This is a genomic window from Allobosea sp. P2_B12 (genome assembly GCF_056404835.1).
On the sequence record NZ_JBFUDG010000001.1, the window covers coordinates 771,623 to 793,376 of the forward strand.

At 66.8% G+C, this 21,754-nt stretch carries 19 protein-coding genes; 5 read left to right on the forward strand and 14 right to left on the reverse strand.

Annotation, left to right across the window (positions count from 1 at the left end; genetic code table 11):
* Nucleotides 1-122 precede the first annotated feature (122 nt).
* The 6 genes from AC1DYU_RS03735 to AC1DYU_RS03760 form a co-directional block, all read right to left on the reverse strand.
* A complete protein-coding gene (locus AC1DYU_RS03735) occupies nt 123-1,229 on the reverse strand; it encodes a 5-methyltetrahydropteroyltriglutamate--homocysteine S-methyltransferase (RefSeq protein WP_476790458.1) in 1,107 nt (368 codons plus the stop codon).
* Nucleotides 1,226-2,011, reverse strand: coding sequence for an ABC transporter ATP-binding protein (locus tag AC1DYU_RS03740; RefSeq protein ID WP_476790459.1), 786 nt, complete (start codon nt 2,009-2,011; stop codon nt 1,226-1,228). Before AC1DYU_RS03740 ends, AC1DYU_RS03735 begins: the two co-directional genes overlap by 4 nt.
* Entirely contained in the window at nt 2,004-2,771 is a 768-nt protein-coding gene (locus AC1DYU_RS03745; RefSeq protein ID WP_476790460.1) for an ABC transporter ATP-binding protein, read from the reverse strand. Before AC1DYU_RS03745 ends, AC1DYU_RS03740 begins: the two co-directional genes overlap by 8 nt.
* Nucleotides 2,768-3,814 carry a branched-chain amino acid ABC transporter permease gene (locus AC1DYU_RS03750; protein WP_476790461.1) on the reverse strand — a complete coding sequence of 349 codons (1,047 nt, stop codon included), beginning with the start codon at nt 3,812-3,814 and terminating at the stop codon, nt 2,768-2,770. Before AC1DYU_RS03750 ends, AC1DYU_RS03745 begins: the two co-directional genes overlap by 4 nt.
* 2 nt (nt 3,815-3,816) lie before the next feature.
* Nucleotides 3,817-4,671 (reverse strand): branched-chain amino acid ABC transporter permease, encoded by an 855-nt coding sequence (locus tag AC1DYU_RS03755; protein WP_476790462.1) that lies wholly within the window; start codon nt 4,669-4,671, stop codon nt 3,817-3,819.
* 168 nt (nt 4,672-4,839) lie between these two features.
* Nucleotides 4,840-6,027, reverse strand: coding sequence for an ABC transporter substrate-binding protein (locus AC1DYU_RS03760; RefSeq protein WP_476790463.1), 1,188 nt, complete (start codon nt 6,025-6,027; stop codon nt 4,840-4,842).
* 210 nt (nt 6,028-6,237) lie between these two features.
* Here AC1DYU_RS03760 and AC1DYU_RS03765 point away from each other — a divergent pair, with 210 nt between their 5' ends.
* A complete protein-coding gene (locus AC1DYU_RS03765; RefSeq protein WP_158482580.1) occupies nt 6,238-7,023 on the forward strand; it encodes an SDR family oxidoreductase in 786 nt (261 codons plus the stop codon).
* A gap of 78 nt (nt 7,024-7,101) precedes the next feature.
* Here AC1DYU_RS03765 and AC1DYU_RS03770 read toward each other — a convergent pair whose 3' ends face one another.
* The 7 genes from AC1DYU_RS03770 to AC1DYU_RS03800 form a co-directional block, all read right to left on the reverse strand.
* A complete protein-coding gene (locus tag AC1DYU_RS03770; protein WP_476790464.1) occupies nt 7,102-7,752 on the reverse strand; it encodes an EF-hand domain-containing protein in 651 nt (216 codons plus the stop codon).
* A gap of 170 nt (nt 7,753-7,922) precedes the next feature.
* Nucleotides 7,923-8,330: a RidA family protein gene (locus AC1DYU_RS03775; RefSeq protein ID WP_476790465.1), complete on the reverse strand. Its 408-nt coding sequence runs from the start codon at nt 8,328-8,330 to the stop codon at nt 7,923-7,925.
* 173 nt (nt 8,331-8,503) lie between these two features.
* Nucleotides 8,504-10,141 (reverse strand): benzoate-CoA ligase family protein, encoded by a 1,638-nt coding sequence (locus tag AC1DYU_RS03780; RefSeq protein ID WP_476790466.1) that lies wholly within the window; start codon nt 10,139-10,141, stop codon nt 8,504-8,506.
* A 19-nt stretch (nt 10,142-10,160) separates the two neighbouring features.
* Entirely contained in the window at nt 10,161-11,348 is a 1,188-nt protein-coding gene (locus AC1DYU_RS03785; protein ID WP_476790467.1) for an acyl-CoA dehydrogenase family protein, read from the reverse strand.
* A gap of 1 nt (nt 11,349) precedes the next feature.
* Nucleotides 11,350-12,186, reverse strand: coding sequence for an enoyl-CoA hydratase family protein (locus AC1DYU_RS03790; RefSeq protein WP_476790468.1), 837 nt, complete (start codon nt 12,184-12,186; stop codon nt 11,350-11,352).
* Nucleotides 12,186-12,722: a MarR family winged helix-turn-helix transcriptional regulator gene (locus tag AC1DYU_RS03795; RefSeq protein WP_476790469.1), complete on the reverse strand. Its 537-nt coding sequence runs from the start codon at nt 12,720-12,722 to the stop codon at nt 12,186-12,188. The genes AC1DYU_RS03790 and AC1DYU_RS03795 overlap by 1 nt, the downstream gene beginning before the upstream one ends.
* Before the next feature lies 1 nt (nt 12,723).
* On the reverse strand, nt 12,724-13,479 hold the full coding sequence (locus tag AC1DYU_RS03800; protein WP_476790470.1) for an SDR family NAD(P)-dependent oxidoreductase: 756 nt from the start codon (nt 13,477-13,479) through the stop codon (nt 12,724-12,726).
* Nucleotides 13,480-13,713: 234 nt separating this feature from the next.
* On the opposite strand from AC1DYU_RS03800, the gene AC1DYU_RS03805 reads away from it, so the two are divergent.
* The 4 genes from AC1DYU_RS03805 to AC1DYU_RS03820 all read left to right on the forward strand — a co-directional run bounded on the left by AC1DYU_RS03805 (nt 13,714) and on the right by AC1DYU_RS03820 (nt 18,947).
* Entirely contained in the window at nt 13,714-16,038 is a 2,325-nt protein-coding gene (locus AC1DYU_RS03805; protein ID WP_476790471.1) for a bifunctional salicylyl-CoA 5-hydroxylase/oxidoreductase, read from the forward strand.
* Nucleotides 16,039-16,148: 110 nt separating this feature from the next.
* Nucleotides 16,149-16,487, forward strand: coding sequence for a hypothetical protein (locus AC1DYU_RS03810; RefSeq protein WP_476790472.1), 339 nt, complete (start codon nt 16,149-16,151; stop codon nt 16,485-16,487).
* Nucleotides 16,488-16,621: 134 nt separating this feature from the next.
* Entirely contained in the window at nt 16,622-17,569 is a 948-nt protein-coding gene (locus AC1DYU_RS03815; protein WP_476790473.1) for a ring-cleaving dioxygenase, read from the forward strand.
* 211 nt (nt 17,570-17,780) lie between these two features.
* On the forward strand, nt 17,781-18,947 hold the full coding sequence (locus tag AC1DYU_RS03820) for a DUF2778 domain-containing protein (protein ID WP_476790474.1): 1,167 nt from the start codon (nt 17,781-17,783) through the stop codon (nt 18,945-18,947).
* Nucleotides 18,948-19,002: 55 nt separating this feature from the next.
* On the opposite strand, the gene topA is transcribed toward AC1DYU_RS03820, so the two are convergent.
* Nucleotides 19,003-21,663 (reverse strand): type I DNA topoisomerase, encoded by a 2,661-nt coding sequence (topA, locus tag AC1DYU_RS03825; protein WP_476790475.1) that lies wholly within the window; start codon nt 21,661-21,663, stop codon nt 19,003-19,005.
* Between the last annotated feature and the right edge of the window lie 91 nt (nt 21,664-21,754).

Genomic DNA, 21,754 nt, shown 5'->3' on the forward strand with positions numbered 1-21,754 from the left:
AAGCGGCGAAGCCGCGCAGCTCCGGGATCCATCATAGGGCACCATCGCGCGCTATGATGGATCCCGGGACGACCTGCGGTCGCCCAGGATGACGCAGTGGTTCCAGGCGGGATGGACGATGATCAGCCCCAGACCTCCCTGGCCGTCTCGACGATCAGTTCGAGCTTGCGCCACTGCTCGTCCTCGGCCAGCGTGTTGCCTTCCTCGGTCGAGGCGAAGCCGCATTGCGGCGACAGGCAGAGCTGGTCGAGCGAGACGAATTTCGACGCCTCGTCGATGCGCCGCTTGAGATCATCCTTGCTCTCCAGCACACCGGTCTTCGAGGTGACGAGCCCGAGCACGACATGCTTGCCCTTGGGCAGGAAGCGCAGCGGCTCGAAGCCGCCCGAGCGGTCATTGTCCCATTCCATGAAATAGCCGTCGACCGGCATGGTGTTGAACAGCACATCGGCGATCGGCTCGTAACCGCCCGAGGCGATGAAGGTCGAGCGGAAATTGCCGCGGCAGAGATGCATGGTGATGGAAAGATCGGCCGGCTTGTCCTTCAAAGCGGCCTGGACCATGCCGGCATAGATCTCGGGCTGATGTTCCGGATCGTCGCCGCGCTCGCGCAGCATCTCGCGCTGGGCCGGGTCGCAAAGATAGGCGAATGAGATGTCGTCGAGCTGCAGGTAGCGGCAGCCGGCATCGTAGAAGGCATGCACCGCGCCGTTATACGCCGCGCCGACATCGGCATAGAACACCTCCATCTGCGGATAGACGCCCATGTTGATCATCTTCCGCCCGCCCCGGTAGTGCAGCATGCTGGGGCCGGGAATCGTCATTTTGGGGGTCGAGCCCGCCGCGACATTGTCCTTCAGGAATTTGAAGTGCTCGATCATCGGATGGCCGCTGAAGCCGACCTTGCCGACGATCCGCAGCGACTTGGCGATGCCGACACCGCCCTTGAAGTTCATGCCGGAATCGGCGGTGATGGCCTCGACGCCGTCGAGCTCCTCCATGAAGTCGAAATGCCAGTAGGCCCGGCGGAACTCGCCATCGGTGATGCCCTGCAGGCCGATCGCCTCCTGCTTTCCGATCAGCTTGACGATCTCGGCATCCTCGATCGCCTTGAAGGCGGCATCGTCGAGGGTACCAGCTGCATGCTTCTCGCGGGCATCCTTGAGCGGTGCGCTGCGCAGCAGGCTGCCGACCATGTCGGCGCGGAAGGGAGGGGTGGTTCTGGTCATGGATTTGTCCTCGGTTCGATCGTGGTCTCGGCGCGCATCACGCGTTTGATGCGGGCGGGTTTTTCGGCAACGGAGAGATGCGCGGCCATCGCCGCTTCGTCTGCCAGCAGTACGTCGGAGCGAGCGGCGTAAACGATCGCGCCCCGGTCAAGAATGATCGCCTCATCGGTGAAGGGCAGGATCTTGCGCGCCTTCTGCTCGACCAGGATCGTGGTCAGCCCGTCCTCGCGGTTCAGCCTTGCGATCGTCGCCAGCAGCTCGTCGACGATGATCGGCGCCAGACCCTCCAGCGGCTCGTCGAGCAGGAGCAGCTTCGGGTCGAGCATCAGCGCCCGCGCGACCGCCAGCATCTGCTGCTCGCCGCCCGAAAGCTGGTTGCCGAGATTGCGCCTGCGCTCCTCGAGGCGCGGGAACAGGCTATAGGCGCGTGCCACGCTCCAGCCGCTGCCGCGCTGCACGGCGGTCAGGTTCTCCTCGACGCTCAGCGAGCGGAAGATGTTGCGCTCCTGCGGCACCCAGCCGACGCCAATCGCGGCACGCTTCTCCGGCGGCAGGCGCGTGATATCCTCGCCGTTGAAGCGGATGCTGCCCGCGACATGGCGCGTCAGCCCCATGATGGTGTCGATCAGCGTGGTCTTGCCGGTGCCGTTGCGGCCGAGCAGCGCCAGCGCCGCGCCCTCGGCCAGCGCCAGCGACAGGCCGTTGATCACGATCGCGTCGCGATAGCCGGCGACCAGCCCATCGATCTCGAGCAGGGGAGCGGATGTGGGGAGATCAGACATGCGTGTCCTCCCCGAGATAGACGGACCTGACCCTTGGATCGGTCGAAATCTCCGCCACGCTGCCCTCCGCGAAAAGCTGCCCCTGAACCAGCACCGAGATGCGGTCGGCGAATGAGAACACCAGCTCCATGTCGTGCTCGATCAAGAGCACGGTGACGTCCTCGGGCAGCGCCTCGACGCTGTCGAGCACGTCGTGGCGCTCATCCTCGGGCACGCCGGCGGCCGGCTCGTCGAGCAGCAGCAGCGACGGCCTGCAGGCCATGGCGAGCGCGATTTCGAGCAGGCGCTGCTTGCCATAGGGCAAGGTCGCGGTCCGCCGCGTCATCAGGCCGCCGAGCTTCATGCGCAGGAGCAGGGCCTCGGCCTCGTCGATCACGGCGCTGTTCTGGCCGACACGGCTCCACCAGCGCGCACCGGCACCCTGCCGCTCGGCGATGGCGAGGCCGACCGTCTCGATGGGCGAGAGGTCGGAAAAGAGCTGGTTGATCTGATAGGTCCGCGCCATGCCGCGCCTGACCCGGCCCTGCTGGCTGACGCCGGTGACGTCCTCGCCCATCAGCGCGATCGTCCCGGCGCTGACCGGCAGCACGCCGGTCAGCAGGTTGATGAAGGTGGTCTTGCCGGCGCCGTTGGGGCCGATCAGCGCATGGCGGGCGCCGCGCGCGACGCTGAGCGAGATGTCGGAATTGGCCTTGAAGCCGCCGAAGGATTTGCTCAGGCCGAGCGTCTGCAAAGCGGGTACGCTTGCTAGGGCGATCATGATCGGCGCGCTCCGAGCCGGCGCAGCAGCGGCGCGAAGGGACGCGCCAGCGCGGCCATCAGCCGGTCGCGGCCGATCAGCACGAGGATCACCAGGATGAAGCCCATCCAGAAGATCCAGTAGGCCGGTGTCATCGCCGACAGCGTGTCCTTCATCAGCTTGAAGGCGATCGCGCCGATCAGCCCGCCATAGAGATAGCCCGAGCCGCCGATGACCAGCACGAGCAGCGCATCCGCCGAGCGGGCAAAATCGAGCACCTCCAGCGAGACGAATTGCGTCGTCTGGGTGAGCAGCGCCCCGGCCATCCCGGCATAGACCGCCGCCAGCGTATACACCGCGATGATCCGACGGTTGGGCGCGATGCCGATCGTCGCGGCGCGCAGGCGGTTGTCCTTCAGCGCTTTGAGCGACAAGCCGAAGGGCGAATGCACGATCCGCCGCGCCAGCAGGAACAGCAGGAAGGCCGTCGTCAGGCTGTAGACATAGGCCGTGGTTCCGGTGAAATCGAAGTCGAAACGCCCCAGGATCCGCCCGACCGAGACCCCGAGCAGGCCGTCGGCGCCGCCGGTGATCCAGTCGAGCCGGTTGGCGAGTTCGTGCAGGATGAGGGCAACGCCGAGCGTCACCATCAGCCGGGTCAGGTCCGTGCCGCGCAGGATCATGAAACTCGCCAGAAGCCCGACGACGCCTGCGATCGTGCCCGACAGCACGAGCCCGGTCACCGGCTCCGAAATACCGTGCTTGGCGAGCAGACCCGCCGCATAGGCGCCGACGCCGAAGAAGGCGGCATGGCCGAGTGAGACGATGCCGGCGTAGCCGAGGATCAGGTCGAGCGAGAGCGCAAACAGTCCGAGGATCGCGATCTCGTTCAGCAGCAGATGGCGACTGGGCAGCGCAAGAATGAGCCCGAAGGCGCTGAGCCAGAACAGGATTTCGGGCCAGCGCCAGGCGGATTTCGCAGCCAGGAAGGCGGCCGGCGAAAGTGGCTCGACCGCCGTCGCCTGGGTAGCGGAGAGCGTCGTTGCGGGAAGCATCTTCTCCATCGTTAGCGTCCCCGCGCGAACAGGCCCTGCGGCCTGATCATCAGCACGGCGAGCATCATCGCATAGATGATGAAGGCGCCGAGCTGCGGCACGAGATATTTGCCCATTACGTCGGCGACGCCGAGCAGCAGGGCCGCCAGCAGCGGCCCGGTCAGGCTCGACGTGCCGCCGACCGTGACGACGATCAGGAAGTAGAGCATGAATTTGAGCGGGAAGGTGGGGTCGAGCCCGACGATCTCGGCCCCGAGCGCGCCGCCGAGCCCCGCCAGCCCCGAGCCGAAGGCGAAGGTGATCGCGAAGACCTTGCCGACCGGAATGCCCAGGCCGCGCGCGACGCGCCGGTCGTCGACGGCGGCGCGCAACTGGCTGCCGAAGCGCGTCTTCGCCAGCACCCATTGCAGGCCCAGCGCCATCAACCCGCAGATCACCACGATGAAGAGCCGGTAGATGCCGATGCCGAGTTCGCCGACCATGATGCGGCCCTGCAGCCAGGCCGGCAGGCGCACGCTCTGCTGCTGCGAGCCCATCAGCCAGTCCGTCGCCGCGATCGCCATGAAGACGAGACCGATCGAGAACAGCACCTGGTCGAGATGGCTGCGCTCATACATGTGGCGGTAGAGCAGGCGTTCGGCGACGAGCCCGAGCGCTGCGCTGAACAGAAAGGCCAGCGGCAGGCAGGCGAGGAAGGGCAGCCCGAACCGGTTCATCAGCACGACGGTGGCATAGCCGCCGGCCATGGCGAAGGCGCCATGCGCCAGGTTGACGAAGTTCATCAGCCCCAGCGTGACCGCAAGCCCCGCCGCCAGCACGAAGAGCAGCATGCCATAGGCGACGCCGTCGAACAGGATGGTCAGCAAAGGCAGGGGCTCCGGAACTGCGGACTTAAATCATGGCGCCGTCATCCCGGGCGCAGCGAAGCGGAGACCCGGGATCCATTCCTGAACGGTTCAGGCATGGATCCCGGATCGGCGCCGCTGACGCGGCTTGTCCGGGATGACGGCATTTTGGGAAACGCCGTCAGGTCGTCACTTCGCGGCCTTCACCGGGTCCGGCACGGCGTCAAAGGTCGAAAACTCGACATTGTAGAGCTGCCCATCGACCTTCTCGACCTTGCGGACATAGACGTTCTGGACGATGTCGCGGGTCTTGGCGTCGATCGAGATCGGCCCGCGCGGGCTCACCCAGGCCATGCCCTTCATCGCCTCGACGAGAGCGGTGCCGTCGGTCGCGCCATTGGTCTTCTTCAGCGCCTCGTAGATCAGGTGCATGCCGTCCCAGCCGCCCACCGCCATGAAGTTCGGCCGCGTATTGGCCGCCTTGCGGAAGGCCTCGACGAAGGCCTTGTTCTCCGCGGACGGATGCGCCGCCGAATAGTGATGTGTGGTGATGGTGCCGAGCGCGACGTCGCCCATGCTGTCGACGATATCGTCATCGGTGACGTCGCCGGTTGCGATCAGCCGCACGCCCGACTTATCGAGCCCGCGCTCGACGAACTGCTTCATGAACTGCGAGCCCGCGCCCGAGGGCACGAAGACGAAGAGTGCGTCAGGCTTGGTGTCGGCGACGCGCTGCAGGAAGGGCGAGAAATCGGGATTGCGCAGGGGGATGCGAACTTCGCCGACGACCTCGCCGCCAGCGGCGGTAAGCCGGTCCTTGAAGGCCTTCTCGGCATCGATGCCGGGGCCATAGTCGGAAACCAGCGTCATCGCCTTCTTGACGCCGTTCTTCGCGGCCCAGTCGGCGATGCCGATCGTCACCTGCGGCAGGGTGAAGGAGGTGCGCACCACGAAGGGCGACTGCTCGGTGATCGAGGAGGTCGCCGCCGCCATCACGATCAGCGGCGTCTTCGACTGCGTCGCGAGCGGCGCGACGGCAAAGGCGAGCGGAGTCAGCCCGAAACCGGCGAGAAAGCTGACCTTGTCGTTGACCAGAAGCTCCTGCGCGATGCGGCGCGTCACGTCGGGCGTGCCGGTGTCGTCCTTGACGATCAACTCGATCGTCTTGCCGGCGACGGTCGCGCCCTTCTGGGCCATGTAGAGTTTGGCGGCGGCCTCGATCTGCCGTCCCGTCGAGGCGAAGGGCCCGGTCATCGGCAGGATCAGCCCGATCTTGACGGTCTGAGCCTGGGCCTGCACCAGCGCAGGCGCCAGCAAGGCCGCAGCGCTACCCAGCGCGATCAAGGCGCGGCGCGAGAACCGGGATGATAGTATCATCTTAACCTCCCAATATGTGCGATTATCGCACTATTATTCTGATTTCGCACAACTTTCGACGGCCGACACGTCGCTGTCAATCGGACGATAGACCACATCGAAGGCGAGCGGGCATTCCCTTTGGGCGGGCATTCCCTCGCGGAGTTTCAACGGCTATCAGCGTGGCATGATGCGCTGCGATCGCGCTGCGCCAATGCGACGGAGAAAACCATGGATCTCGGCCTTCACGACAAGCGCGCCCTGGTGCTGGGTGCGAGCCGCGGTCTCGGTGCAGCCATCGCCCGCACGCTCGCAGCCGAGGGCGCCTCGGTGATCGCCGCCGCGCGCAATGTCGCCGCGACCGACGCCTGGGTCAGCCAGTGCCCCGAGGAGGTGCGCGGCCGCATCTTCGCAGCCAGCCTCGATCTCTCCGATCTGGCCTCGGTCGATTCTCTGGTCGGCGTGCTCAGGGATGCCGGTGGCGTCGATATCCTGATCGGCAATTCGGGCGGCCCACCGCCGGCCGAGGCACGCGAGGCCGGCCGCGACGACTGGCTGAAACATTTCGAGGCGATGGCCGCCAATCTCTTCCATCTGGCGCAGGGCGTGCTGCCGGGCATGGTCGAACGCGGCTTCGGCCGGATCATCACCATCGCCTCGTCGGGCGTCGAGCAGCCGATCCCGCGGCTCGCACTGTCGAACGGCATCCGTGCCGCCGTGGTCGGCTGGTCCAAGACGCTGGCCGCAGAGGTTGCCGGTCAGGGCGTCACGGTCAATGTCGTACTTCCCGGCCGCATCCACACCGAGCGGGTCGACCAGCTCGACAAAGCCGCCGCCGATCGTGCCGGCACCACGCCCGAGCAGGCAGCCAAGACCTCGCAGGCGACGATTCCGGCCGGCCGCTACGGCACCGCGCAGGAATTCGCCGATGTCGTGACCTTCCTCGCCAGCGAGAAGGCGAGCTATGTCACGGGCGCCAAGATCCGCATCGACGGCGGCGCGACGCGCGGCATCTGACGAAAACTTCGAAGCCAGGCAAGGTCTAGGGAGCGCCGGCCAGCCTTCTGCTGACCGGCGTTCATAGGGCGGGCTGGCTCAGGCCGCCTGCGAATAGGCCGTGCCGGACGCGTTCGACGCGCCGAGCTGGTAGGTGCTGTCATAGGCCTGCGAGGCGCTGGACGGCGGTGGGCCAGGCGGCGGACCGGGCGGCCGGCCGCGTTTTTCGAGCGTCTGCTGGAACGTGCTCTGCTCTTGCTTCGAGACCGAGCCGTCCTTGTCGGAATCGATCGCCTCGAACAGCTTGCTCAGCATGTCGCTCGAGCTTTGCGTGCCCGAGGAGAGCGCCGAGAGGAACTCGTCCTTGGCGATGCTGCCGTCGGAGTTGGCATCGAGCTGGGCGAAGGCGTCTTCGCTGTCGCTGCTGTCGCTCGCTTTTTCGGTCTGGCTGGTGCCTTCGCTCTGCAGCCCGAACAGGAAGGATTGCAGCGTCTGCTGGGCCTTTTCGGCCTTGGCCTTGAAGGCGTCCGACTCCTCCTTGGTGACCGAGCCGTCGCTGTCGGAATCGATCGCCTTGAAGAGCTCCTCGTTCCTGGTGCTGGCCTTGGCGCTATCGGTGCCCTTCGGGGCGCCGGCCTTGAACTCGTCGAGGCTGAGCGCACCGCTGGCGTCGCTGTCGAGCGTGTCGAAGCTCGGTGGTTTGGGCGGTGGCGGGCGGTGTCCGCCGCCGACGCCGCTGATGCTGGACATGGTCACGTCTCCATCGCGTCACCGCCGGATGGCGGCGTGGAGAGTTTCGACCTTGAGTCCATGCCCGAAGGATAAAATGGCCGCCCCGAGTGCCAACATCTTGGTTACGGCAGGTTTCGTGTTTCAGGCCTGGAAACAGCCGGAAACACAATCGTCACGCCGATGTGGCGTCAGCCGCCGATCACCGCCGTCGCCTCGATCTCGATCATCGCCTCGGGCTCGACCAGCGCGACGACCTGCACCACCGCCATCGCCGGGAAATGCCGGCCGAGAACCTCGCGGTAGACCGGGCCCATCTCCTTCAGGCTGGCGCGGTAAGCCGCGATGTCGGTGACGTACCAGGTCAGCCGGACGATGTCCTCGATGCGCCCGCCGCCGGCCTCGACCACGGCCTTGACGTTGGCCAGCGTCTGGCGGAGTTGCGGCAGGAAGCCTGTGGCGAAGACGCCGGCGCTGTCCCAGCCGACCAGGCCGCCGGTCACCAGCACGCGGCCTTCCGCCACCATGCCGTTGGCATAGCCGCGCGGAACCGGCCAGCCTTCGGGCAGGATGGCGCGGGTCAGGGTCTCGTTCGACATGGGCGTCGCCTCGGTTCGGGGCCGTTCCGGCTCTTTAAAAAGGGGCGCATCGTCATCCCGGACGCAGTGAAGCGGAGATCCGGGATCCATGCCTGAACCGTTCCGGAATGGATCCCGGGTCTCCCTGCGGTCGCCCGGGATGACGGCGCGTTTTGGCTTCTATCCATGACGGATCACGATGCGGAGCCCTCTTGCGCCATCTTGCGCAGGGTGAAGCGTTGCAGCTTGCCGCTCGCGGTCTTGGGCAGCGCGCCGACGAAGTCGATCGCGCGGGGGTATTTATAGGGCGCGATACCGGCCTTCACATGGTCCTGCAAGGCCTTGAGCATCGCGGCATCGCCCGATACGCCCTCGCGCAGCACGACATAGGCCTTCACGATGCTGCCGCGCTCGGGGCAGGGGGCGCCGACCACGCCGCATTCCAGCACGTCGGGATGCGCCAGCAGGCAGGCTTCGACCTCGGGACCGGCGATGTTGTAGCCCGACGAGATGATCATGTCGTCCGAGCGGGCCTGGTACCAGAAATAGCCGTCGGTATCGCGGATATAGGTATCGCCGGTGACGTTCCAGCCATTCTGGACGTAGTTGAACTGGCGGGGGTCGGCGAGATAGCGGCAGCCGATCGGCCCGCGCACGGCGAGCCGCCCGGGCGTTCCGTCGGGAACGTCGGCTCCCTCGTCATCGACGATCTTCGCCTCGTAGCCCGGCACCGGAAGGCCGGTCGAACCGGGGCGGATCGCCTCGCGTGGCGCCGCGATGAAGATGTGCAGCAATTCGGTCGCGCCGATGCCGTCCATCAGCGGCAGGCCGGTCTTCGCCAGCCAGGCGTCGAAGACCGGCTTCGGCAGTGTCTCGCCAGCCGAGACGCAGATGCGCAGCGAGGAGATGTCGCGCCCCTCCAGCTTGTCGAGCATGGCGCGATAGGCGGTCGGTGCGGTGAAGATCACGCTGGCCTTATGCCGCTCGATGGCCTCGATCAGGTCGAGGGGGCCGGTCCTGTCCGGCAGCACGGCCGCCGCGCCGATCCGGAACGGGAACAGCACCATGCCGCCGAGCCCGAAGGTGAAGGCGAGCGGCGCCGAGCCGATGAAGCGATCCTCGGGCGCGGCCTTCAGCACCTTGGCGCCATAGGCGTCGCAGATCACCAGCAGGTCGCGCTGGAAATGCATCGTGCCTTTGGGCTCGCCGGTGGTGCCCGAGGTGAAGCCGATCAGGCAGACATCGTCGCTGGCCGTATCGGCCGGCTCGAAATGTTCGTAGCCCGGCTGCGCCATCAGCGCCTCGAGCTCGCAATCGGCCTCGCCGAAGCCGACGATCCGTGCCAGCTCGGGCGCCTGCACCTGCGCCGTCTCGAGCTCTGCCAGCAGGCGATGATCGCACAACGCCAGCGCGATCCTGGCCTTGCGGATCGGATAGACCAGCTCGACCGCGCGCAGCATCGGCATGGTCGCGACCACGACGCCGCCGGCCTTGATCACAGCCAGATAGGCCGCGACCATCATCGGCGTGTTGGCAGCGCGCAGCAGCACGCGGTTGCCGGCCACCATGCCGAGATCGCGCGTCAGCACATTGGCGATGCGGTTGATGCGCTCGGCGAGGTCGGCATAGCTCCAGGTCAGGTGATCGCCGATGATGGCGGCATGCTCGCCGCGGCCTTTCGCGACATGGTCGTCGACCAGTTCGGTCACGGCATTCAGCCGCTCGGGATAGGACAGGCCGGCCTTGCCGAGGTCGATGTCAGGCCATTGCGCGGGCGGCGGCAGGTTGTCGCGCGCGAAGCTGTCGATATGGCCGGAGCGCAGGAAATCCATTGCCGTCACCCTCCTCGTCTCAGCGCATGGATTTCAGCAGGTCGCGCGCGATCACGACCTTCTGGACTTCCGATGCGCCCTCATAGATCCGCAACGCCCTGATCTCCCGGTACAATTCCTCCACCTTGACGCCCTTGGTGACGCCGAGCCCGCCATGAATCTGGACGGCCCGGTCGATCACGCGCTGGGCGTTCTCTGTCGCGACGAGTTTGGCGAGCGCGGCCTCGCGGGTGACGCGCGCCGCGCCGCGATCCTTGGTCCAGGCGGCGCGGTAGACCAGCAGCGCCGCCGCATCGACCTCGGCCGCGCTGTCGGCGATGGCCGCCTGCGAAAGCTGGAGATCGCCGAGCGTGCCGCCGAAAAGCTTGCGGGCATTGGCATGCGCGATCGTCTCGTAAAGCGCTCGCCGGGCAAAGCCGAGGGCTGCGGCACCGACCGTCGAGCGGAAAATGTCGAGCGTCGCCATCGCGACCTTGAAGCCGTCGCCGGGCCCGCCGATGCGGTTCTCGACCGGCACGCGGCAGGCCTCGAACCGCAAGGTCGCCAGCGGATGCGGCGCGATCACCTCGATCCGCTCGGTGATGCTCAGGCCCGGCGTGTCGGCCTCGACCAGGAAGGCCGAGAGCCCGCGCGCGCCCGGCGCCTCGCCGGTGCGGGCGAAGACGACGTAATGGTCGGCAATGCCGCCATTCGAGATCCAGCTCTTCTCGCCATCGATCCGGACATGGTCATTGCCGTCCGGAACGGCGGTTGTCGCCATCGCCGCAACGTCGGATCCTGCCTCCTTCTCCGACAGGGCGAAGGCCGCGATCCGCGCGCCCTCGCAGACGCCCGGCAGGATGCGCGCCTTCATCGCCTCGGAGCCTGCAACGGTGATCGCGCCCGTACCGAGCCCCTGCATCGCGAAGGCGAAATCGGCGAGCCCGTCGCGCGCCGCCAAAATCTCGCGGGCAAGGCAAAGCGTGCGGACATCGAGCGCCGGGCTCAGGCCGCCATAGGCCTCCGGCACGGCCGCGCGCAGGAAGCCGCCCTGGCCCAGAGCCGTGACGCGTGCCCGGCAGGCGGCATCGACATCGTCATGCGGCAGGCCGGGCAGGGTGGCGTCGGCCCAGGCCGACAGCTCCTCGGCAAAGCGGCGATGGCGGTCCTCGAAGAAGGGCCAGTCGAGGGTGTCCTGCAGGATGCCGTCGAGATTTGCCGCGCCCATCTCAGTTGCCCTCGAAGACCGGCTTCTGCTTGTTGGCGAAGGCGTGATAGGCGCGGGCGAAATCCTCGGTCTGCATGCACAGGGCCTGCGCTACGGCTTCGGCCTCGATCGCGCTCTCGACCGACATCGCCCATTCCATTTCCAGCATGCGCTTGGTCATGGCATTGGCGAAGGTGGGCCCATCCGCCAGTTCGGTCGCGAGCGCCTGCGCCTCCATCAGCACGGCATCCCTGGCAACAAGACGGTTCAGGAACCCCCAGCGCTCGGCCTCCTCGCCGCGCAGCACACGACCGGTGTAGAGCAGTTCGGCGGCGCGGCCCTGGCCGATGATGCGCGGCAGCATCGCACAGGCGCCCATGTCGCAGCCGGCGAGCCCGACACGGTTGAACAGGAAGGCGATCTTGCTCTCGGCCGTGCCGAACCGCATGTCCGACGCCATCGCGATGATCGCGCCCGCGCCGGCGCAGATGCCGTCGATCGCGGCGATCACCGGCTGCGGGCAGGCCCGGATCGCCTTGACCAGATCGCCGGTCATCCGGGTGAACTTCAGCAGCTCCTTCGTCTCCATCGCGACCAGCGGCCCGATGATCTCGAAGACGTCGCCGCCGGACGAGAAATTGCCGCCCGCGCCCGTCACCACGATCGCCTTGACCTGCTCGTCCTTCTGCGCGGCGAGAAAGAAATCCGTGAGTTCGCGGTAGCTTGCGAAGGTAAGCGGGTTCTTTTTCTCCGGCCGGTTCAGCATCACGGTCGCGACCTTGCTGGAAACCGACAGCTCGAAATGCGCCGGCTGGAATTCCGCCAGCGGCAGGATCGTGGCGTTGGCGAGGCTGGTCATCAGGCGTCTCCCTTGGTCGCCTCGTTCGCCCGCGCCGCGATCGCGCGGTGCAGCGAGGTCTTGGTCTGTCCGAGCAGGCGGAAAAGCTGGCCGATCTCCGGCTGGTCGAGCCCGGCGAAGAGCTCGGCGATCCAGCCCTCATGGCGCTCGGCCATCGCCTTGAAGCTTTTGCGGCCCTGCGCCGTCAGCGTCAGTACCTGCACGCGCCGGTCCTGCGTCGCGGCCCGCTTGTCGACGAGCCCGTCCGCCAGCAGCCCGGCGACGACCGCCGTGACGTTGCCGTTCGACACCATCAGCCGCTGCGAGACCTCGCCGACGGTCATGCCGGTGCTCGATTTGTCGAGCTGCGCCATCAGGTCGAAGCGCGGCAGCGTCGTCTTGAATTCCTCGCGCAGCCGGTTGCGGATCTCCGTCTCGATCAGGGTCGAGCAGGTCAGCATCCGCAGCCAGAGGCGCAGTTCGTCCTTGTGGTCGCCGGGGCGTTCGCTGGCCTTGGTCTCGCGGTCGAGGACGAGGCCGGGGGAGGTCGGTTCCATCTCAGAACTCCCCGCCATTGAGCAGCAGCGACTGGCCGGTGACCGAGGCGCTGCCGGGACCGCAGAGATAGAGCACGGCGGCGGCAACCTCGTCGGGCGCGATCAGCCGGCCCTGCGGATTGGCCTTGACCATCTCGGCCAGGGCCTGCTCGCGGGTCGCGCCGGTCTTGGCGACGATGGTCTCGATCCCGCCCGAGACCATCTCGGTGTCGGCATAGCCGGGACAGACCGCATTGACCGTGACGCCCGAACGCGCCGTTTCCAGCGCCAGCGACTTCACCAGCCCGACGACCGCATGCTTGGCCGCGACATAGGCCGAGACGTAAGCATAGCCGCGGTGCCCGGCGGTCGAGGCGATGGCGATCAATCGGCCATGGCCGCGCTGGGTCATGCCGGGCAAGGTGGCATGGAACAGGTTGACCGTCCCGATCAGGTTGATCTCGTTGAGCCGCCGGAAGCGCTCGGCCGGGCTGCGCAGGAACGGGCCGGTCTCGACCGCGCCGGCATTGGCGATGGCGATGTCGATCGGCCGAGCCGCCGCGAGCCTGCCGATGGCTGCGGCCATGGCGGCCTCGTCGCTGACGTCGCAGACCGCATAGGTATCCGCGTCGCCGGCCTCGCAGGTCGCTGCCAGCGCTGCCTCGTCCCGCCCGAGGATCGAGACATGCGCGCCATTGCGCCGTAGCGTGGCGGCGATGGCGCGGCCGATCCCGCGCCCGCCCCCCGTCACCACTGCGTGCCGCCCCGTCAGGACCATTCGATCCACCTCCAGATTCCGACAATCTATTTTAGGTCTAAAGGAATTTGCAAGCGCCATGGCGCGCCAGGCTCACTTTCGCCGGTGATCGCGCCTTTTGCCTTGTAAGAGTGCACAAAATCGCCAGCCTTGGGCTGCGTCGATTGATCTTAATCAAGGCCTGTTCGTCGCCGCTTGAGTCAAAATTATTTCAGGCCTAAAATAATTTCGCAGTCGGTTCTCGGGAGGGGCATCATGCGTATCGCAGTCGTCGGCGGCGGGCCTGCCGGACTCTATTTCGCGCTCCTGATGAAGCGCGATTGGCGCGATCTCGACATCACCGTCTTCGAGCGCAACCAGCCGGACGACACGTTTGGCTTCGGCGTGGTCTTCTCTGACCAGACGCTCGACATCTTCAAGGCGGCTGACGAGGCCAGCTACGCGGCGATCCGCGACAATTTCGCATATTGGGACGATATCGAAATCCATTTCAAGGACAGCGTCCACCGCGTCTCCGGCAACGGCTTTTGCGGCTGCTCGCGCCGCTCGCTGCTGATGCTGGTGCAGGATCGGGCCCGCGAACTCGGCGTGACCCTGCGCTTCGGCGAGGAGGCCGCCGACATCGAGACGCTGAAGCGCGACTACGACCTCGTCGTCGGCGCCGATGGCATCAACAGCCGCATCCGAGAGGGCTGGCGCGAGCGCTTCCAGCCCGAAACCGATCTGCGCCCCAACACATTCACCTGGATGGGTTCCACCAGGCCCTTCGACGCCTTCACCTTCTTCTTCAAGGACACCAATTACGGCGTCTTCATCGCCCATTGCTACCAGTACGAGGCCGGCCGCTCGACCTGGGTGCTGGAGACTGACCCCGAAACCTTTGCGAAGGCTGGGCTGGAAGGCATGGACGAGGCTGCCTCGGCCGCCTTCCTCGAAGGCGTCTTCGCCGAGGAGCTGCAGGGCCACAGGCTCGTCACCAACCGCTCGCTCTGGCGCAATTTCCCGATGATCCGCTGCCGCAACTGGGTCGTCGACAATGTCGTGCTGATCGGCGACGCCAAGGCTACCGCGCATTTCTCGATCGGCTCCGGCACCAAGCTGGCGATGGAAGACGCGATCGGCCTGCATGGGGCCTTCCACAAGGCCGGCCTGAATGTCGCCGAGGCGTTGTCCCTGTTCGAGCGCACGCGCCGCGAGGAGGTCGAGAAGACCCAGCATGCGGCCGACGTCTCGCTGGTCTGGTTCGAGCAGCTCAAGCGCTTCTGGAATTTCGATCCCTTGCGCTTCGCCTTCGGCCTGATGACGCGCTCCAAGGCGATCACCTATGACAACCTGGCCTTGCGCGCGCCCGAGATGGTTGCGGCGGTCGACGAGATGGTCGCCGGCGAACTGGGCGAGCTTGCCCGGCGCCGTAAGGATGGCTCTGCCGTGCCGCCGGCCTTCCAGCCGCTCAGGCTCCGCGAGATGCAGATCGAGAACCGCATGGTGCTGGCGCCGATGTGCCAATACTCCGCCGATGACGGCCTGCCCGGCGACTGGCATCTGATGCATTACGGCTCGCGCGCCATCGGCGGCCCGGGCCTGATTGTCACCGAGATGACCTGCGTCGCCGCCGATGCGCGCATCACGCCGGGCTGCGCCGGCATCTGGAACGACGAACAGGAAGCCGCCTGGACGCGGATCGTTTCCTTCGTCCACGCCAACTCGGCCACCAAGATCTGCCTCCAACTCGGCCATGCCGGCCGAAAGGGAGCGACGAAGCTGATGTGGGACGGCATGGACAAGCCGCTCGCGGAAGGCGCCTGGCCGATCGTTTCGGCCTCGGCCTTGCCCTACTATCCCGAAAGCCAAGTGCCGCGCGAGATGACGCGCGCCGACATGGACCGGGTCAAGACCGAGTTCGTCGCGGCCGCCGAACGCGGCCAGCGCGCCGGCTTCGACATGCTGGAGCTGCACTGCGCCCATGGCTATCTCCTGGCGAGCTTCCTCTCGCCGCTGACCAACCATCGCAGCGATGCCTATGGCGGCTCGGTCGAGAACCGCCTGCGCTATCCGCTCGAAATCTTCCGGGTGCTGCGCGAGGCCTGGCCGCGCGAGAAGCCGATGTCGGTGCGCATCTCGGCGACCGACTGGGCGCAAGGCGGGCTATCGCCGGAGGATTCGGTGGTGATCGCCGAGGCTTTCGCGGCCGAGGGCTGCGATCTCGTCGATGTCTCGACCGGGCAGACGGTGCGGGAATCGCGGCCGCTCTATGGCCGCATGTTCCAGACGCCGTTCTCCGACCAGATCCGCAACGAGGCCCGCGTCGCGACGATGTGCGTCGGCAACATCACCACCGCCGACCAGGCCAACACCATCATCGCCTCGGGCCGCGCCGATCTCGTCGCGCTGGGGAGGCCGCATCTCGCCGACCCGTCCTTCGTGTTGCGGGCGGCCGCCTGGTACGGCGTCGATGCGATGCAGCCCGTTCAGTACGCTCCGGGCAAGGACCAGCTCATGCGCAACACCCCGCGCGAGCGTCAGGACCTCGAGGCACTGAAGCTCAAGGCCAAGCCCGGCCGCCACGCCGTGGCGTCATAGCCCGGTCCCATCGGTCGTCCTCGCGCCGGCCGCGGGCGGAACATCGGCTGCGACGAAGGGTTCCCTGACCTGATGCCCGCTGCTTTGCGGGCCGCCAAAGGGGAAATCCGATGCTTCGCTCATTGCCGGGCCTTGCGCTCGCTGTCGCCCTGTCGTCGCTGGCCTTCGCTGCCGCGGCGCAGACGCCGTCGTCGACCACCACGCCTCCCAGCGAGCCGGGAGAGGCCAAGGCGAGCGGCGGGCTTGGTCCGAAGATCACGGATCCGGCGCAGATCGACAAGGGTCAGAATATGATCCTGCCCAATGCAGGGGTTTCTCACCCGTCAGCGGCGCCGACCATGGTGTATGACTGCAAGAACAAGCCGCAGGACTGCACGACGCCCACCACGTCGGGCGACAAGGCAGACCTGCCGGCGACCTCGGCTACGCCGCCAACCTCGAAACCCTGAATCGGGGCGCAAAGTCGATTGCGTGATTGCAATGACTATCTTGCTGGCGGACCCATTCCATTGCGGCTCAGTCGCGCTATCTCTGCCCCAACAGCCAGGCCCTTTGGCCCGGCGTCCATGTTGAGGGCAAAGCCATGAAGCTCACCGGCATCCACCACGTCACTGCGATCTCGGCCGACGCGCCGGGCAACCGGCGTTTTTATGCCGAGACACTCGGCATGCGTCTGGTCAAGAAGACCGTCAATCAGGACGACACCTCCGCCTATCACCTCTTCTACGCCGATGGTGCGGGCTCGCCCGGCAGCGATCTGACCTTCTTCGACTGGCCAGCCTCACCGGCGCGTCGCGGAACGCATTCGATCAACCGCACCTCGCTGCGCGTCGCCAACGAGGCCTCGCTGGAGTGGTGGCGCGCTCGCCTTACTGAGGCCGGCGTCGCTGTGACCCCGGTCCGCGCGATCAATGGCCGATCGGCCGTCGATTTCGAGGATCCGGAAGGCCAGCGCCTGACGCTGATCGCCGATGGCGGCGATATCCCCTTCGTCGTCTGGGAGAAGAGCCCGGTTCCCGCCGAGCATCAGATCCGCGGTCTTGGACCCGTCACCATTTCGGTGCCGAAGCTCGATCGCACCGAGGTCGTGCTGACGCAGCTTCTCGGCCTGGAGCGCATCGGCAGCTATCGTGATGCGGGCCATGCCACCGGCGAGATCCACGTCTTCAAGATCGGGGAGGGTGGTCCGGATGCCGAACTCCATGTCGCGGTCGAGCCCGACCTGCCGCAGGCGCGCGAAGGCGCTGGCGGCGTGCATCACCTTGCACTGCGCACGCCGACCTTCGCCGACTACGACGCCTGGGCCGAACGCCTGCGCACTGCCGGCTATCCCAATAGCGGGCCGGTCGATCGCTTCTATTTCCGCTCGCTCTATCTGCGCGAGCCGAACGGGATCCTGATCGAGATCGCGACCGACGAGCCGGGCTTCGCCACCGACGAGCCGGCCGAGACGATGGGCGAGAAGCTCTCGCTGCCGCCCTTCCTGGAAGCCAAGCGCGCTCAGATCGAGGCCGGGCTCAAGCCGCTCTGACGCATCACCAGAGCTGCATCGCTCGACGGCAGGCATGACGAGGTGCGGCGGACCAGGAGACCGGCCCGCCGCCCCTTTTTTGTCGGCTTTCGATGCGCTTCGTTCACCCGCTTTTAACCACGCAGGCCTCTACTCGAACCTGGCAGGTTTGCCGGTTTCTCGCAGTTGCGTCTGCGGGTCGTGTGTTGCGTCAGGTCGAGAGCGTAGCGAGATGTCGGGACTGGGTTCTAGGCGGCGCAGCCATGCGCACGCCCGCTACCGGATCGGCCACAATGTCTGTCTCCAGATCGCCGCCATCGTGGTGGCCTGCGGCGTCGGCTATGTCGCGCTCGATCCGGGGCCGGATGCGCAGATCCCCGTCCATGCGACGCAGCAGCGCGACGTCACGACGACCGGGTCTCTCGCTTCATCGTCATCCGCTTATCGCGATCTGCTGAGGCCGGGCTTTATGCTGGGGACGACGCCGGGCTCCTTCGGCGGCGATCGGCCGATGCAGGCCGGCCTCCAGCGCAACGCCTCGCCCGCGCCGGCAATGGCGGCGCCGGTCCTGCCGGCGCAACAGGCGCCCATCCAGATGGCCTCCGTCCAGCCAGCCCAGCCGATGCCGTCGGCTGCTCTCACCGTCCAGCCAACGACGGCTGTCGACCTCCTCGCGACATCGCCGCAAGCCATCTCCAGGATGATCAAGGATGCGCCGCTGCCGACCCCGCGCCCGTCCGAACTGAAACCGCCCCCGACGGCCGAGCAGCCTGCCATCGCTTTGCGCCAGCCGATGCGCCGCGCGAAGGTCGCCGCGGCTCCTGCGCCGGCCGCCGAGGACAACCGCTCGTTCTTCGAAAAGCTGTTCGGCGGCGTGCGCCAGCCCAACGGTCCGGCGATGGCCTATGCCGCGCCGGAGGACGACGCGGTCGACCGTTCGCGCGGTCGCAGGCTCAGCCCGTCCTTCGGGCCGCCGGTCATGACAGGGCAGGCAACCGCGATCTACGACATCAGCGCCAAGGTCGTTCACATGCCCAATGGCGAGAAGCTGGAGGCCCATTCGGGTCTCGGCGACAAGATGGATGATCCCCGCTTCGCCCATGTCCGGATGAAAGGCGTGACGCCGCCGCACACCTATACGCTAACCGAACGCGAGGCGCTGTTTCACGGCCACCGCGCGCTGCGTCTTCACCCGGTTGGCGGCAGCAGCGCGATCTATGGCCGCGCCGGCCTGCTGACCCATCCCTATCTGCTGGGCCCCAATGGCGATTCGAACGGCTGCGTCTCGTTCAAGGATTACGAGCGATTCCTGCAGGCCTATCTGCGGGGCGAAGTGAAGCGCCTCGTCGTCGTCGCCAGCATGAACGACGCTCCGCGCTCGCTGATCGCCTCCCGCTGACGTAGACGGGCGCGTCGCAAGACGCGCGTGAAAGCCGCGCGACCCGACGCGCCGCTCAGCTTTTCGCGGCAGCTTTTGCCTTGGGCTTCGCCGCGGCAGTCTTGGGCTTTGCCGCAGCCTTGGGCTTCGCTGCCGGCTTCTTCGCCGGAGCCTTTGCGGCCTTGGCCTTGCCCGGACCCTTGACGCCGCTCGACTCCGCCTTGGCGTTGACCAGTTCGACCGCCTGTTCGAGCGTGATCGCCTCCTGCGTCATCGCCTTGGGCAGGGTCGCGTTGACCTTGCCCCAGTTGACGTAAGGCCCGTATTTGCCGGCGCGCACCACGAGCTTGCCGCCGCCGGGATGCTCGCCGAGATCGCGGCCGGGCACCGCAGCGCCACGTCCGAAGCGGGCGCCCGGGCCGCCGCTTTCCTTGGCGACGATCAGGTCAATGGCGCGGTTGCCGCCGATCTGCAGGATGTCGTCGTCCTTGTCGATATTGGCGTAGGTCTTGCCGTGCTGGACGTAAGGCCCGTAGCGGCCGATGCCGGCGAGGATCGGCTCGCCGCTCTCGGGATGCTTGGCGACCTCCTTGGGCAGCGAGAGCAGGGCAAGCGCGGTCTCCAGATCAACGCCGCCCGGGCTCATGCCCTTGGGCAGGCTGGAGCGCTTGGGCTTTTCACCCTCGCCGAGCTGGATATAGGGGCCGAAGCGGCCATCGCGGACCGTGACCTCGACGTCCGTCACCGGGTCCTTGCCGAGGATGCGCACGCCCGGCGCGCCGGTGCCGCCCTCGGCCGTAGCCTCGCCATCGGCGGCCTGGACGGTGAGCGGACGCGTATAGCGGCATTCGGGATAGTTCGAGCAGCCGACGAAGGCGCCGAACTTGCCGAGCTTGAGCGAGAGCTGGCCCGTGCCGCAGACCTGGCAGGAGCGTGGATCGCCGCCATCCTCGCGCGCCGGGAAGACATGGGCGCCGAGCACGCCGTTCAGCGCCTCCAGAACCTCGGTGACGCGCAGATCCTTGGTGTCGCCGATCGACTTGGTGAACTCCTCCCAGAATTCGCGCAGCAGCACCTTCCAGTCGATCTCGGCGTTCGAGACGCGGTCGAGCTTCTCTTCGAGGTTCGCCGTGAAGTCGAACTCGACATAGCGCTTGAAGAAGCTCTCCAGGAACGCCGTCACCAGCATGCCCTTGTCCTCGGGTACGAGGCGTTTCTTCTCGATGCGGACATATTCGCGGTCGCGCAGGGTCGAGAGCGTCGCGGCATAGGTCGAAGGCCGGCCGATGCCGAGCTCTTCCATACGCTTGACCAGGCTCGCCTCCGAATAGCGGGGCGGCGGCTCGGTGAAGTGCTGGTCGGCCGCGATGGCACGCTTTTCGAGCGGCTCGCCATCCTTCATGACGGGGAGCTTCTTGGAGTCCTCGTCCTCCTCGTCGTCGCGGCTCTCCTGATACAGCGTCAGGAAGCCGTCGAAGAGCGTCACCTGGCCGGTGGCGCGCAGTTCGAGATTGCGGCCTGCGACCTTGGCCGCGATGTCGACGGTCGTCCGCTCCAGCGAGGCCGATTCCATCTGGCTGGCGATGGTGCGCTTCCAGATCAACTCGTAGAGCTTGGCCTGCTCGGGTTCGAGATGGCGCATGACCGTGGCCGGCAGGCGGCCGAGATCCGTCGGCCGGATCGCCTCATGGGCCTCCTGCGCGTTCTTGGCCTTGACGGTGTATTTGCGCGGCGCGCCCGGAACATAGGCGTCGCCGAACTCCTTGCCGATGACGCTGCGGGCAGCCGTAATGGCCGAAGGGTCCATGTCGACGCCGTCGGTTCGCATATAGGTGATCAGACCGACCGTCTCGCCGCCGATATCCACGCCCTCATAGAGCCGCTGGGCGAGCTGCATGGTGCGGGCCGGGGCAAGGCCGAGCTTGCGGGAGGCCTCCTGCTGCAGCGTCGAGGTCTGGAAGGGCGGGTAGGGATGGCGCTTGACCGGCTTGGCCTCGACGCTGGCGACGTTGAAGGCAGCGGTATTCAATGCGGCCTCGAAAGCGCGCGCCTCGTCGCCGGTGCCGATGTCGAGCCTGGTGATCTTCTTGCCGTCGGCGCCGACGAGGCGCGCATCGAAGACGCCGCCGGCAGCCGTGGCCAGCGTCGCCACCAGCGACCAGTATTCGCGCGCCCGGAAGGCCTCGATCTCGCGTTCGCGGTCGCAGACGATGCGCAGCGCCACAGACTGGACGCGGCCGGCCGAGCGGGCGCCCGGCAGCTTGCGCCAGAGCACCGGCGAGAGCGTGAAGCCGACGAGGTAGTCCAGCGCCCGGCGCGCCAGATAGGCATCGACCAGCGCCTGGTCGACCTGGCGCGGATTGGCCAGCGCCTTCTGGACGGCGTCCTTGGTGACCGCGTTGAAGGTGACGCGCTCGACGGGGATGCCCTTCAGCGCCTTCTTGGCGTTGAGCGCTTCCAGCACATGCCAGGAAATCGCCTCGCCCTCGCGATCGGGGTCGGTCGCCAGGATCAGCTTCTCGGCGCCCTTCAGCGCCTTGACGATCTCTGCGACCTGCTTGGCGCCGCGCCCCTCGATCTCCCACTTCATCGCGAAGTCATGCTCGGGATCGACCGAACCGTCCTTGGCCGGCAGGTCGCGGATATGCCCGAACGAGGCGATCACCTCGTAGTCGGAGCCGAGATACTTGTTGATCGTCTTGGCCTTGGCCGGCGACTCGACGACGAGGAGCTTCATGGTGCGGTGTCTCGCTAATAGCCTCCTCGGAGCGCGAAACGCCCCCGTGAGGCGATCTCGCGACCGGCGAAAGACCCGGCGGTTCGGAATT